Here is a 12395-nt window from a genome sequence, read left to right on the forward strand (position 1 = left end):
CGCCACCATTAGGTGTACTGCAAGATAAAGGTTTTAAAGTCGCGTTAGTTACTGATGGTCGGATGTCTGGCGCTTCAGGTAAAGTGCCTGCGGCAATTCATTTATGTCCAGAAGCACTTGATGGTGGGTTAATTGCTAAAGTTAAAACAGGCGACATGATAACCCTTGATGGCGAAACAGGTGAGTTAACACTGCTTGTTGATGAACAAGAGCTTGCTCAACGTGAAACGTCTCTATTTCAAATGAACGGTCATCATCAAGGTATGGGGCGCGAATTGTTCGGCTTCATGCGTCGCAATTTAAGCTCGGCTGAAACAGGCGCCTGTTCTTTATTTGATTAATTTGTTTAAAAATAATTATTAATTTAAACACTGCCAGGTTATAGAAATTAGATTAATGTAATTTGGCAGTTTATTAAACCTAATTGGGTTACTTAACCCTAGAGATTATTATGTATTTTACAGTAAAAATAATTCTAAAAGCATGTCTTATTAGTTATTTCTGTGTTGCTTGTTCAGATAATAAAAATGAGCTTGCGACACAAGAAAATAAAGAATATTTACAAAAAATTAAGACTTCAATTGATTTTATAAAGAACAACGCTTATTCGGATACTGAAGGTGTTTTTTATTCTGAACTTGATAACGAAGGTAATATAATCAGTGATAAAGTGTATTTAGTCTCTCTGAGTCGAACTATATATGCGTTAGCTTATTCATCTAAGTTCTTTCCGGAAAACTTAGCACTTGCCAAGAAATCAGCTAAATTTTTACAAGAAAATTTTATATACAATGATACTTCCCGTACTTACTTTTTAACGGAACTAAATTTAACAAATAAAAATACTCACATATTAGAGAAAGTAAAAGATATTGATATCTGGCAACAAGCCTATGGTTTAATAGGGTTAGTAGAACTTTATAACCATTGGCCTGATGCTAATTTATTAATAACAATTGAATTAATGCATAGTGCGTTTATTCATAACTTTATGGATATAGATAATGGTGGTTTCTTTGGTAAAGTAGATTTGTCTCAAGGGCCAGATATAACAAGTAAGACTTTACAATCAACAATTTACCCTATTTCTGCATACATGAATAATTTATGGGCAACATCGCCAACACCAGAAAAGTATGAGAGAACACTTGCTCGACAGGCTGACTTTGCTTTTAAATATCTTTGGAATACAGATACAAACTGGGTGAATGTTAAATTTAAAGCCGACTGGAAAGCTTGTAAAAATACTCAAGGTGAATGCTTTAGTGTTACCCCTGGTCATAATTTTCAGCTTGCATGGTTATTAATGAATACTAAAAATTGGAGTTTTTTAAGTAAAGAACTTCGTGATAAATATATTAAGTTAGGTAAAAATATAATAGCGAAAACCTTAGAAAAACCTATTTGGGATAATTCAATAAAAAATGGATTTTTTAGTTCATATAACCCGAGTAACTCTGTTCAATTATCAAATATTAAAACATGGTGGCAACACTGTGAAGCAATCATTGCCTTATCATTTTATGACAGAAATGGAGAAAAATTAGCCGATCTACTTAATTTCTTTGAAAGCAATTTTATTGATCATGTTAACGGAGGTGAATACTTTAATTTAGATAATAATACACCTATTACAGCTGATCCTAAATCCAGTATAGGAAAGTCGGCTTATCATACTGTGGAAATGTACCGTTATTTAATTGAAAACAATTGATTTAATAAAAACAGAGCTTAATATTTAAACACTTTCTGTTTGTAATGAAACTTGCGAATCAACTAGCTTTAATGCAGGTATAGAATAGAGCTCTCTTTTTTCATTGTTTCTACGTTTAATTTCTTCAAGTGCTTTTGATTCCACAACCTCAAATAATGAGTTAATTAACCGATTAAAATGACTATGCATGGCACTTCGGGCTTCAGAAGCATTACCTGATTTTAAAGCAGTGTATTGTCCTGAGTTTATCGACGCTTCAATATTATCAACTATTCGCCAAAATAACCTTCGACTTCCCATAATATACCCTTTAACTTTGCACAAATAATTATTGACTTTTATACAAATAATTATTGACTTTTATACAAATAATTATACCAAATTAACATGGCACCATTAACAGGTAAGTTATTATAATTAATTGTAACTTTAAAATAAGAGGTTTTAATAATGGTAAGTTTTAATTTAAAATCATATTAATCATAATATTGAACTGATATTTATAGATCAAAAAATGAAGAGGTATATTACTAAATATTCAACCTCACTCACAATGATATTTTGTTTTTACCTATAAAGCTCTCATGCCTCTAGTAAAGAATATTAATTAATTCTTTCAAATAAATCCTGAACCTCACAATTAAATAAATCACATAGTTTATCCATTGCTTCAAGATCTACACGCTGTGCAGTTTCTTTATATAAAAGCGTAATAGTATTTCTGTTTAAACCCGTTTCACGAGCTACATCCATTACTTTCATTTTATGTTCACCCATTAGTCGGGCGAGATGACATTTAATCACTTTTTGATACCTCAACATAAATTTTGTTATTTTAAATAACAAAAAGATTTGTTAAATCGATTTTAACTGTTATTATGTTACTTAGAATGACATTTGTATTTATTAAACGTCATTTATTCTCTTAGACTAACACTTGAAAAAGGAAACGGCTATGAATAATGAAACATATCTAACCACCGAAGAATTATCGCGAGTACTCAAATACGACCCTCGTACTATTCGTGAGCGCTTAAAAGATTCTGTTTTAATTGAAGGTATACATTACATTCGTCCATTTGGTGGACGTAAAATTTTATACCTTTGGGAAAAAATCCAAAAAGATATGATGAAAGATTCCATTTCTTCATTATCTATCCCTATGGTTAATGGGGGTATTGCACATGGCTCACATTAGAGTTCGAAAAGAAACGGGGAAGTTGTACTTTGATTTTATTTATCAAGGTATTCGGTGTAGAGAACAAACCGCTTTAGAAAATACGCCAGCAAATATTAAGAAGCTAAAAAAGATATTAGATCGCATTAGTGCTGAGATTTTATTAGCACAGTTTGATTATGGTCAGCACTTTCCTAATAGTAAAATGTTAGAAAAATTCAAGAAAGCTGATTTAATGCTATTTCGCACCCAACTGACCAAAGTAACGTGCGAAAAAGGTAATAGTTTCTCAGCTGATTACATTAACAGACACATGAAAGTGTTAAGAATGATATTTACTGAAGCGGCCGACAGATATGATTTTACCTCACCATTTCGTAATATCAAGCCGTTAAAGAAAGATAAAAAAGACATAGAGCCTTTTACGTTAGAAGAAGTAAATTTGATTGTAACTACAGTCCGTTGTGATTTTAAAAATTATTACGTTGTACGATTTTTTACCGGTATGCGATCAGGTGAGATTCATGGACTTAAATGGCGTTATATAGACTTTGAACGTCGCCTTATTTTAGTACGCGAATGCTGGTTAAAAGGGGAGTCAACTTATACAAAAAATGATGGCAGCCAACGTGAAATACAAATGTCCCAACCAGTATTTGATGCCTTGAAAAAGCAGTATGAAGCAACAAAGAATAGTGAATTTGTTTTTTCTACTCAAATCGGTACACCATTAGGCGATAATGTAACCAAGCGAGTTTGGCATCCTTTATTAAAGCACTTAGGTTTAAGAGCAAGAAGTCCTTATCAATCAAGACACACGGCAGCAACCTTATGGCTTGCAAGTGGTGAAAATCCTGAGTGGATAGCTCGACAAATGGGGCATGCAAATACAGAAATGTTATTTAGAGTTTACTCTCGGTATGTACCAAATTTAACTCGACAAGATGGTAGTGCTTTTGAGCGATTAATAACCCCTAAAGGAGGTTTCTAATGGATATTACAGACCAGCACTTTAAAGTGAAAGAATATAATCAGCAGCTATCCAAATATAATAATGAAGTGATTATGTTGAGCTGCAACTTAAAACAGTTGAAAGGACAACTGGTAAATGAATCTCGTGTTTTAGCATCATCATTATGTTTGTTATTGAACATACCTGAATATGATCACTGTGTAGCTCACTTACTTAATCTTCATGCAGAAGACAATCAAAAAGCAATTAGTTATTGGGTGTTAGATAAGTTGGTTGAAGCAGGGTTTCCTTATGAGTCTTGCCCACTTAAAAAATTGGCGACATCACTAGAAATAGAGCTTAACCTTCTATTACTTAATTAAACATATGTTGATAATATTGATTAATAAACTATATTGAAGTCATCTCATAGTTCATTTATTTGATTTGATATAATTGGAAGAAAAACTAAGGCGGCTGATTACCGCCTTTTTCTTATCTATTTTTCACATCGAATAAAATTAATAGGAAGTTAAAATGACGCCATTATTCGCTAGTATTTTATTATTAGCTGCTTCACACGTGAATAATAAACTGAGCTTCCAACTCAGTTTATTATTTCATACTTAATGAACAAAACTTTAAACAGCCAACCTCATACTATTGGACTAAAACTTCTTCATTTCCTCTAAATATTCGATACTTAGTTCACTAATAGCAATTATATGCATAACAAACTTTATAGTATTTACCGAATATTTTTTCCATTGATTTTTATTTGTTTTTTCTGGTGATTTATTTGCTTCCTTCAATTTATTTTGTTCTATCTTTTCTAAAGCATGCTTAGCTAACAAGTGTACTTTAGCCTGTCCATTAGGGTTTCGTTTATCTTGAGTAAATTGAATATTTAGTTCGGTGTTGCAGCCTTTAGTCGCAATTTTCCAAAGCCTAATGTCTTCTTTTTTATTTGCATTTATACTAATAAACCATCGGTTTTTAGGGAAGTAGGACATAAATTTGAGGAAAAAAGTTAATGTACTAGGGTGTCTAAATAAAATATAACTATTACTTGTAGTAGAGCGGCAAAATATAATTTTACAAATTTTTAAAATATTATTTTTTCTTTGAACTGCAGTAACTCCTTCATGCTTTTTTCTTAAGTTAGCTCGAAATAAAGTGATTTCATCAATATCAGCTTGTGCGGAGGGAAGTGGAGTAATTAAAGCATTAGATCGCTGCGATGACAGATGGCGGGACTTATTTTTTTCAGTTTCTATACTATTAATCACTCCTGCTTTTTCTATCCAATTTAATAATACCTCCTGTGGAACAGAGTATAACCACATTAAATATTCTGGACTTTCGCCTTTTTCAATAGTAGTTAAAATTCTAAATATTTTATCAAATTTTTGCACTGATTTATTTTGTTCTTTGATAAAAAATGTAGCGGGAGATATTCCTATTATGTAATTTAGCTTTGCATTATAACAAAAAGGTTTCTTAATAATTTTTTCAGTCAACAGTCCTTTTATTTGATTAATTTTTAGCTCTTTGCCGTTTTGAGCTATTAAAGTTAATGAGCGCCTACTTAAACCTGATATGTTAGCTATATGATCCACGTGCAATACTTGTTCGTTCATATTTAAAGCACAATACATGATAAAATCAGTAAAATGAAAATAACTATTAAACGTCATTTTGGTAGAGCTATGTCCAGCTAACGCAGCAATGGCGTTATATTTTTTTAACTTATTATTACTGAATACCTTTAAACTAATTAACGCTATTTGATCATCATCATAGGGGATAATATCCCTTTTGAAGATACTTAGATTTCCTCTGATATTAAATTCATCATAATGGATTAAAAGCTGTAATCTTGAAAACGCTGAATGCCGTAAGCAATGAAATACAAATAAAGTAAGTTGTGATATTTCTTTTAGTACCTGGGATACTAAGTTTGAAACCATGAACTTATCAATTGGTGTTGCTTCATTAATGGCAAATGAGAATAATAATTTATTAGAGCCTTTTTTTAATGAGTCGATAATATTGTTTGTAGTTAAGTATTCTTTAAATAGTTGTACTTCACCTGGTGTAAGCAACGAAATTAGTGGTATTTTTCGTCTAGCCGCTGCAGATTTGTTATTATCAAAAACATTATTTCGAATAAACAGCCAGCCATCTGGTGAATATTCAAAATCTGATCGTTTTAACTTTAATACCTCCCCAAGCCTAAGCCCTGCTCTATAGGTTATAATGAGTAGAATGGATATAAGTAACGTTTCTTGTTTTGTTGCTGTTTTGCACTGATTAATAGAGCCTAATAACGACTCAAATATTGATTCAGGTATAAAGGATGCTCTAACGTGAGCAATCGCTTTATCGTTACTTTTTGATAGAGTCAATAGCTTAGGGAAATTGTAATGAGTGACGGCAAACCGATGTAAATCAATTAACCTTCCTTTCATATAAGATCGGCTTTTTTCAGATGAGGATAGCTCCAACATTCCCAAATATAAATCTTCAAAATAAGTATAAGGCTGCTCCTCACTAACTTGTTCTGCATGTATTATCCATAAAGCACCTATAGCTGAAAAATAACGTACCGCGGTGTTTGGTGATTTTTTAGCTTTTAGAAAAGTTAATAACCAATGAACGAGTATTTTTTCATGCAAGGCTATATTAGCCGTATCTATATCCAAGCATTCTGTAATGTTATTGATTATTTCAGGGTGCTTCAGCGCCTTTTTATTCTTATGTGTAGTCAACGCTCCCCTTAAATCGGCAATTAAACCAAATTTAGATCTTACCGGCTGTGCTTGTATTTCTTTTACATCATTATCACCTAAGCTACTTTTAAAATTTGATAACGAATCAAGTTCAATAATGTCGTGACTTTCACCTATTTTGTTCCAATTACTGTCAGGTAAAGAATAAGACATATTTCTTTTTGTCATGTATTCCACAATAGCTTCTGGGCAACGAACGTTTGGTTTAGTTTCACTAATAGCAACAGCGCCGTGACAAATTTGTCTTTCAGATAAAAGTACACCGCTATTAACTTTAATATCATTTGAAATAGTCTTCCAAAATTCACTTTTATCTAAAATATCAACCACTTTAGCGTTATTCAAAAAGTTACAAATGAAAGCTAACGTAATAGTTGTTGGGTAAAATCGCGTAGTAAGTATTTCTTTACCGTCTATTTTGTGATTTGTTGAAAAAGGAAACTTAACTTTATTGTTCTTATGTGATTTCACATAATGTTCAGGAAACGTATTTAGGTTGATCCAATAGTGACCTCCTTTATGGTGTATAGGTTGCTTTTGTTTAAGGCTATTTAAAAGAGCATTAATGTGAAGAGGATCATTTAATCCCGAGTGAAACATTGCACTATAAATACACCTTGTTAACAATTCTGTTGAATCATTCGTTGTTGTGATATTTGCTAACCAATTTGATTCAAATTTCTGTAATATTTTAGCGTTAGTAAACCAATTTTTATTCTTAAACGGTTTTTCTCGACGCAATACACTAATATGCGTTGTAATTGATACTGACCAAAGTCCTTTTTTTGTTCCTAAATCAATGGCTTTAGCTATGGCGTCATGTGCAATTTTTAGATCTTTTTTACCTGGTAGTTCCCTAGCTAAGCTTAAAAAAAACTTTTCCCATTGTGTTGTAAAATCAACTAACAATGGCTCTGGAAGAAAAGCTTTAGGGAATAGCTTCTCGAAAATAATAATACCTTTTTTGATTGCTCTCTTATTTTGGTTATTTCTAACTATTTTTCGTTTCTTTTCACCAGCGCCGTCTTCAGATTCAAATGGAGTAAAGGCATCATTTTTTAAAATAATTATTGGATTCATAAACCTTTAACCACCTCAAATTTTAATTCTTCAAGTATGTTGTTAATTACTACTGATAATTCTTTAAAATCATAATAACTTAGCCCAGAATATCTCCCCATGCCCTCTGAGCCAATATCATCATGTCCCATAAAGTGATAAATGACCGATGGTGAAATATTTCGTTCCATCAAAGTACTTCGCATATAGTGACGATTCCAATTCAATTGCACTGGAAATTGTTTATCCATGTAAGGTTTAATGGTTTTAGGGGAAACTTCCAAAATTTCATTGTCACTGGAAATTAAAAATAAGAAATGAGATTGATCATCTGATTCAGATTCATCTTGCTTAGATCGATCTGGTTCAGGTTCATCTAGCACAGCATCAATTTTTTTAGTTATGTTAATAGCACTGTATTTGAACTTGAATTTCAGCTTCGCAAGATGCTTTTTATATTCTTCTAATTGCTGCATTACCATATCAGGCAAAACAATAATTCTTGCCGATTCACGATCTCTGTTTTCTTTATCTGAGATCCAATATTCATTTGATAAGAAATTAATATCACTTAACTTCCCACCTGTTCCCGATACCGGTCTATAACCACTAGCCATGGTTATCATTCTATAAAGATAAAAAACAAACTCATTATGTAGCTCATTTACATCGGTATATATAGATGAATTTAATTCTTTAAGATGATGAATGTGCTGCTGGTTTACTTTAATTATTTCACTGTTCTTAAGCATTAGGGGGGAACCAATACTAATACCTTTATTTAGGTTTAACGTAGTATTAGGTACTAATAAGTCGAGATGCTTTGCCGATAAAAGTTTGTTTAAATGGCCAACAAATAAATTCAGGGTAGTATTGATTTGTTGTTGAGTTATATGGGTATACGGAATGGCACTATCTTGTCTACTAGTCGTTTGACCGATAACTTCAACAAGAACAGGATCAATATTTTTGTCCTTACAATAATCCATAAAATAACAAGCAATACGAGGAATACTTAGACGAGTGTTAAACTTTTTATTTACAGCCGTTAAATATTTTTGAGCCTCTTCTTTTGAAGCAACAGAAAATCTTTTTGTTAATAAGGAAGATAGTTGTTCTGGTAAATAATACTCCACATGATCACTTACCGCTGTAATTAAATGCTCTACAGCTTTTTCTTGCTTAAAGGTGCTGACTGTATGTTTTATCTTTATTACCCAACACTCTTTGTTATTATCATAAGCAAAACGTGTTTTACGTTGCTCTTGAATTTCTTCTATTTCGGTTACCGAACGACCAAATAAAACACAAAAAATCAAAGCTTTCGCAGTATTAAATTCATAACTTTTGCTAGCTAAATCATCCAAAACACATGTTAGTAATATTCTAATTTCATACGAAGTTAGTATTTTATAGTCACAAGCAAGCGACTGATTTCTCATACTGAGCCTATCAACGATGTTTTTTGCTTTCATCGAGCGACGAGTATGTTCAATAGGATCTGACGAGGTGCTTTTGATAACGGCAAAGGCTTGTATTTTTTCAGGTATGTTGTTTTCTTCTTCCGTATCCCAATGTTCCCTGACTTTATTGTTTTCTTTTACTTCAGTTTTTAAACGGTGAACAACATAACCTTCATCATCTTCATCTTCCCTCGCTTTAGGGGATACTATGATGGTGGTTACACTTCGTTGGCCACTTTTTCTATTATGCTCACTTCTTACATTGTGTGAATATGCATCATTAAACGATACAAAGTAAGAAGATAAGAAAGTTGTAATTCTTTCGGTAACATCCTCTCTATGTCGATTTTCATCAAGCATATTGATAAGTGTTTTAAGTTCATTAATACATGGATCAGGTAAATGCGGCAATAATTCATCTCTTTTACCTAAGCTCAATTGTCTTATTTCACTTAAAATCTTATGAATTGTAGAGCTCGGGCTTCCCATTCTTGCTAACCGTGTCACACAAAGAAGAACTAACAATTTATATCGATTATAGCTATCAATATTGTACAAACGGTTTTGTAATGTTGATGAGGTAAAAGCACAGGCATGGTATTTTATTAGAACGCCTTTTAGTCCATTTTTAACTTGTCTTATAAGGTCTAATGCCCCTTGATTTAATAGCCATGATTGATCATCTTCGGATACATACAACTCTCGATTGACTATATACGGTAAAACTTTCTGATTAATTGATGATATTTCTGTTGGGAATATTTCTGATAATTCACGAGTTAAACCTAATAGTAAATATTGTATGTGCAACGCTAAAACACACTTTTCGTCTTCTTTTAGATGATTTGGAAATATTTCAGCTACAAAGTCTGAGCTAAATGGTGGTTGCTTAGGATTGTTCATTATTTTAGCTGTGATCACTCTCAGAAGGAATAAATGTTGAGGATGAGGACTTTATCTTTTGGGTTTTCTTAGGAGGTATTTTTGATATTGGTCGTGTTAACTTGCCTCTATCCGCATCAATCAACCCTGAAAAATCATACTGAGATAATTTCTTCTTACCGAATAGTTCATTACATATATCAGGAGGGAATATTTTTTTTAACTCGGGTTGTATTAAAGCAATATCATCCACAAACCTAATTGATGTTGAAATATGTTTAAAAAATTGCCCCCAAACAGTAGATTCAACCCATTGTTCATCTACCAAATCTTTACGGTGAATAATGGTGTTTTTATTCAACAATTGTTCAAGGGTTTTTGATGTAAGTCGAAGGTCAAATAACGGAGAAAAAACTTCCAATTCACCTGTAACCTCATTCAGTACACCTTCCATCCTGATAGTATTTTCTATCAATTCGAGGGCTGAACTTGATAAATTTTCTATAGGTATTGTTAATTTTAAATCATCAATAAGAGATAAAATATCCTGTGCGGCAGGGTGTATTGTGACGGATTTTATCTGTTTTTTGTTTTTAAGAAATGCAACCAATTACATGTATCCTTACCGTAATGAATAATTAAAGTCCAATATGTGTTTATTATATAAACATATATGGTTTTAAATATCATCAAGTAATTATATAATGATCGAATACGATCATTATATTTATTCATTAATACATTTAGGCTGTGCGTGATTAAATTAATAGTTGATAAAAGGTGTTAATAGATTAAATTACAAATATTAGTAATAATTAATATATACAATAAGTTACGAGTAAAGCCGATTAATGGCTATTCAAAACATTTGGCAGGAGTACCCTCCGGAGGCGAAGGTAGCAGGTTCGACTCCTGCATGGCGCGCCATTACTGACTTCTTATCGTGTTTAATTATTCCCCCCCTCCGAAAAATAATCTAACCCTGTATTTAAGTCGACATATCAACGATTATTAGCAGCAGGAAAACCAAAGAAGTGGTAATAATTGCCTTCATTAGAAAGGTGATTGTGATCTTAAATTCAATACTCAGAGACGGTGTAGTGTGGGAAGCGCCAAAAGTTATAAATTAACTATTGACGCCATAGTCTCTTGTTATATTTTTTTATGCCACTGCAAAATTTACTGCGTGAACATTGGTTAAGTTAATTTGTTGTTTTGCATGCCAAAGATCATAGTTGTCTTGCATGACTAACCAGCTCTCTGGAGTCCTACCAATTGCTTTCGATAAGCGAAGTGCCATTTCTGGAGATATGGCGCTTTGACCTTTAAGAACACGGTTTAAGGTAGATGATGCTACGTCTAGTTGCTTTGCTAAATAGCGACAACTAATCCCTGCCGGCTCTAGATAAACGTCGTAAATAAATTCTCCAGGGTGTGGTGGATTATGCATAGTCATTAGTGATAGTCCTCATAGTTGAGAATATATGCATTACCATCAACAAACTCAAAAGTAATGCGCCAGTTACCATTTACAGTAATAGACCAAATCCCGTCACGGTTCCCTTTCAGGGGATGCAATTTAAACCCCGGTAAATTGATATCTTCAATTTCTTGAGCGGTATCGATTGCCGTAAGTTGCATACGCAACTTACGTTGATGCTTTGCTTGAATGCCTGAAATGCTGCCTGTTTGGAAGTATTTCTTGAGGCCTTTATGTTTAAAAGATTTAATCATACCAAACAGTGTAGCGTGATGCGCATCAAATGTCGAAAGAAAAAATATAACGCCCTGTTAACGGGCAAATTGCAGTTGGCTAAAATAGTGAGGCACGAACGGCAGCCAACTGTTATTTGTCTAGAGCAACCCTTTATCATGGCTTGTGCAAAAGCCAACTTACCTTTTGTTATTGCCAATCCAGTGAGGATTAAAAAGTTTGCTGGAGCTATCAATCAACAAGCTAAAACAGATAAGTTGGATGCACAGTTAATTGCCTATTATGCAGAGGTTATGAAACCTAGCTTATCTCAATTAAAGCCAGAAGATATAAGGCTTATGATTGATTTGTTATCACGTCGTCGTCAATTGATGGAAATGCAAACCATGGAGAAAAATCGTCTTCAAATAATGCCGAAAGAAATTACCTCATCCATTAAACCAATGTTAACAGTGATGAAAAATCAATTAGAAAAAATAGACAATAAATTACAAAAACTCATCGACAGTCGTGACGAATATAAAATTAAAAATGACATCATCCAAAGTGTTCCTGGTGTAGGGAAAGTAGTGGCATTTAACTTGATTAGTGAAATGCCGGAGCTTGGCTAGATCAACAATAAAGAGGCTTCATCATTAGTGG

At 32.8% G+C, this 12395-nt stretch carries 11 protein-coding genes and 3 pseudogenes; 7 read left to right on the forward strand and 7 right to left on the reverse strand.

Features of this window, described 5'->3' with window-relative positions:
• Both KO502_RS10025 and KO502_RS10030 read left to right on the forward strand, forming a co-directional pair.
• The coding region (locus KO502_RS10025) for a dihydroxy-acid dehydratase (RefSeq protein WP_216022447.1) at nucleotides 1–341 on the forward strand (341 nt) is incomplete at its 5' end.
• A 110-nt stretch (nucleotides 342–451) separates the two neighbouring features.
• Nucleotides 452–1714 carry an AGE family epimerase/isomerase gene (locus KO502_RS10030; RefSeq protein ID WP_216022448.1) on the forward strand — a complete coding sequence of 421 codons (1263 nt, stop codon included), beginning with the start codon at nucleotides 452–454 and terminating at the stop codon, nucleotides 1712–1714.
• Between the two features lie 24 nt (nucleotides 1715–1738).
• Here the strand turns inward: KO502_RS10030 and KO502_RS10035 are convergent.
• Nucleotides 1739–1948: pseudogene (locus tag KO502_RS10035) on the reverse strand (hypothetical protein); the annotation flags it as partial.
• A gap of 369 nt (nucleotides 1949–2317) precedes the next feature.
• Complete coding sequence (locus tag KO502_RS10040) at nucleotides 2318–2518, reverse strand: helix-turn-helix transcriptional regulator (protein ID WP_216022449.1); 201 nt, start codon at nucleotides 2516–2518, stop codon at nucleotides 2318–2320.
• Nucleotides 2519–2669: 151 nt separating this feature from the next.
• On the opposite strand from KO502_RS10040, the gene KO502_RS10045 reads away from it, so the two are divergent.
• The 3 genes from KO502_RS10045 to KO502_RS10055 are packed head-to-tail and all read left to right on the forward strand — an operon-like array spanning nucleotide 2670 to nucleotide 4226.
• The gene (locus KO502_RS10045) at nucleotides 2670–2912 is read left to right on the forward strand and encodes a hypothetical protein (RefSeq protein WP_216022450.1); all 243 of its coding nucleotides are present in this window, start codon (nucleotides 2670–2672) and stop codon (nucleotides 2910–2912) included.
• Entirely contained in the window at nucleotides 2899–3882 is a 984-nt protein-coding gene (locus KO502_RS10050; protein ID WP_216022451.1) for a site-specific integrase, read from the forward strand. The genes KO502_RS10045 and KO502_RS10050 overlap by 14 nt, the downstream gene beginning before the upstream one ends.
• Nucleotides 3882–4226 (forward strand): hypothetical protein, encoded by a 345-nt coding sequence (locus KO502_RS10055; protein WP_216022452.1) that lies wholly within the window; start codon nucleotides 3882–3884, stop codon nucleotides 4224–4226. Before KO502_RS10050 ends, KO502_RS10055 begins: the two co-directional genes overlap by 1 nt.
• A gap of 285 nt (nucleotides 4227–4511) precedes the next feature.
• Here the strand turns inward: KO502_RS10055 and KO502_RS10060 are convergent, their stop codons facing one another.
• Genes KO502_RS10060 through KO502_RS10070 form a run of 3 tightly spaced genes read right to left on the reverse strand, consistent with a single transcriptional unit; the run spans nucleotide 4512 to nucleotide 10649 of the window.
• Complete coding sequence (locus tag KO502_RS10060) at nucleotides 4512–7715, reverse strand: site-specific integrase (RefSeq protein ID WP_216022453.1); 3204 nt, start codon at nucleotides 7713–7715, stop codon at nucleotides 4512–4514.
• Nucleotides 7712–10060 carry a hypothetical protein gene (locus tag KO502_RS10065; protein ID WP_216022454.1) on the reverse strand — a complete coding sequence of 783 codons (2349 nt, stop codon included), beginning with the start codon at nucleotides 10058–10060 and terminating at the stop codon, nucleotides 7712–7714. Before KO502_RS10065 ends, KO502_RS10060 begins: the two co-directional genes overlap by 4 nt.
• A gap of 4 nt (nucleotides 10061–10064) precedes the next feature.
• Nucleotides 10065–10649: a hypothetical protein gene (locus tag KO502_RS10070; RefSeq protein ID WP_216022455.1), complete on the reverse strand. Its 585-nt coding sequence runs from the start codon at nucleotides 10647–10649 to the stop codon at nucleotides 10065–10067.
• A gap of 365 nt (nucleotides 10650–11014) precedes the next feature.
• On the opposite strand from KO502_RS10070, the pseudogene KO502_RS10075 reads away from it, so the two are divergent.
• A pseudogene (locus tag KO502_RS10075) lies at nucleotides 11015–11169 on the forward strand (IS110 family transposase); the annotation flags it as partial.
• Nucleotides 11170–11201: 32 nt separating this feature from the next.
• Here the strand turns inward: KO502_RS10075 and KO502_RS10080 are convergent.
• Both KO502_RS10080 and KO502_RS10085 read right to left on the reverse strand, forming a co-directional pair.
• Nucleotides 11202–11495 (reverse strand): HigA family addiction module antitoxin, encoded by a 294-nt coding sequence (locus KO502_RS10080; RefSeq protein ID WP_216022456.1) that lies wholly within the window; start codon nucleotides 11493–11495, stop codon nucleotides 11202–11204.
• Nucleotides 11495–11773 carry a type II toxin-antitoxin system RelE/ParE family toxin gene (locus tag KO502_RS10085; protein WP_216022457.1) on the reverse strand — a complete coding sequence of 93 codons (279 nt, stop codon included), beginning with the start codon at nucleotides 11771–11773 and terminating at the stop codon, nucleotides 11495–11497. Before KO502_RS10085 ends, KO502_RS10080 begins: the two co-directional genes overlap by 1 nt.
• A gap of 120 nt (nucleotides 11774–11893) precedes the next feature.
• Between KO502_RS10085 and KO502_RS10090 the strand changes: the two are divergent.
• A pseudogene (locus tag KO502_RS10090) lies at nucleotides 11894–12361 on the forward strand (transposase); the annotation flags it as partial.
• Nucleotides 12362–12395 lie beyond the last annotated feature (34 nt).

Source organism: Colwellia sp. E2M01, assembly GCF_018860585.1.
In the GTDB taxonomy this organism is placed as follows: Bacteria; Pseudomonadota; Gammaproteobacteria; order Enterobacterales; family Alteromonadaceae; genus Colwellia.

Excerpts from the sequence above, each read along its gene's own strand:
- KO502_RS10030 (WP_216022448.1), top strand. The coding sequence starts at position 452 with ATGTATTTTACAGTAAAAATAATTCTAAAAGCATGTCTTATTAGTTAT.
- KO502_RS10055 (WP_216022452.1), top strand. The coding sequence starts at position 3,882 with ATGGATATTACAGACCAGCACTTTAAAGTGAAAGAATATAATCAGCAG.
- KO502_RS10085 (WP_216022457.1), bottom strand. The coding sequence starts at position 11,773 with ATGATTAAATCTTTTAAACATAAAGGCCTCAAGAAATACTTCCAAACA.
- KO502_RS10080 (WP_216022456.1), bottom strand. The coding sequence starts at position 11,495 with ATGACTATGCATAATCCACCACACCCTGGAGAATTTATTTACGACGTT.
- KO502_RS10045 (WP_216022450.1), top strand. The coding sequence starts at position 2,670 with ATGAATAATGAAACATATCTAACCACCGAAGAATTATCGCGAGTACTC.
- KO502_RS10060 (WP_216022453.1), bottom strand. The coding sequence starts at position 7,715 with ATGAATCCAATAATTATTTTAAAAAATGATGCCTTTACTCCATTTGAA.
- KO502_RS10050 (WP_216022451.1), top strand. The coding sequence starts at position 2,899 with ATGGCTCACATTAGAGTTCGAAAAGAAACGGGGAAGTTGTACTTTGAT.
- KO502_RS10065 (WP_216022454.1), bottom strand. The coding sequence starts at position 10,060 with ATGAACAATCCTAAGCAACCACCATTTAGCTCAGACTTTGTAGCTGAA.